The sequence below is a fragment of the Alterirhizorhabdus solaris genome, from assembly GCF_007785815.1.
Lineage (GTDB): Bacteria > Pseudomonadota > Alphaproteobacteria > Sphingomonadales > Sphingomonadaceae > Alterirhizorhabdus > Alterirhizorhabdus solaris.
This window is the reverse complement of the sequence record NZ_VNIM01000218.1, coordinates 1-818: the sequence shown is the minus strand read 5'-3', so window position 1 is coordinate 818 and position 818 is coordinate 1. Positions and strand designations below refer to the sequence as shown.

The window sequence follows — 818 nt, the reverse complement described above, 5'->3', positions numbered from 1 at the left end:
TATGCCCGCAGGAGGGAAAGGCGGCCGGCCTCGTCCTGCCGTTCTGCAACACCGACACAATGAACCTGCACCTGGCGGAGATCGCTCTGCATGTCGCCCCCGGCGCCCACGCCGTGGTGCTCATGGATCAGGCCGGCTGGCACCTGACGCCGAAGCTCGAGCTTCCCGCCAACATCTCGATCGTCGCGATCCCATCGAAAAGCCCGGAGCTCAATCCGCAGGAAAACGTGTGGCAGTTCATGCGCGACAACTGGCTCTCGAACCGCGTGTTCGGCTCCTATGACGAGATCGTCGACCATTGCTGCGACGCCTGGAACAAGCTCGTCGAGCAACCCTGGCGCATCATGTCGCTCGGTCTCCGCGATTGGGCCTGTGGGTTCTGATCACTGAACCTTGGTATAATGCGTGGCACCCAACAGAAATGGGACCATATTGTAGCTCGAACTCTAGACCGTCCAAGAGATGTTATTAGTTTTATAAACATAATCCTCGAACAGAAGGTCGACGCCGATCTTCTTTCAAACGATGAGATATCTGGGGCGCGTGCAGAATATTCAACTTACTTTAAAGAAGAGCTTGACGATGAGATTAAAGCACATTGGTCAGGCTGGGAGGAGGCGCTAGCCGCCCTTCGTGACATAGGATATGTTACGTTCGTAAAGAGTCAGTTTGAAGAAGCTTATGATCGCTTAGAGACCGTTTGGAAAAGGCTTTGCACGGTTGGTCGGATGTGATTCAGGCTCTGGATGTGGACCGAAGAGAGCCGAGGGCGGATGTCCGACATCGCCAGGAAGACCAAGCGATATCCGTCTGATCTG

Annotated in this window: 2 protein-coding genes; both read left to right on the top strand. The window is 54.9% G+C overall.

The window, feature by feature from the left end; all coding sequences use genetic code 11:
• Window positions 1-383 (top strand): transposase (locus FOY91_RS21415; protein ID WP_203234674.1); only part of this gene is annotated, 383 nt, incomplete at its 5' end.
• An 18-nt stretch (window positions 384-401) separates the two neighbouring features.
• Window positions 402-734 (top strand): hypothetical protein, encoded by a 333-nt coding sequence (locus FOY91_RS21410; RefSeq protein WP_145156099.1) that lies wholly within the window; start codon window positions 402-404, stop codon window positions 732-734.
• Window positions 735-818 lie beyond the last annotated feature (84 nt).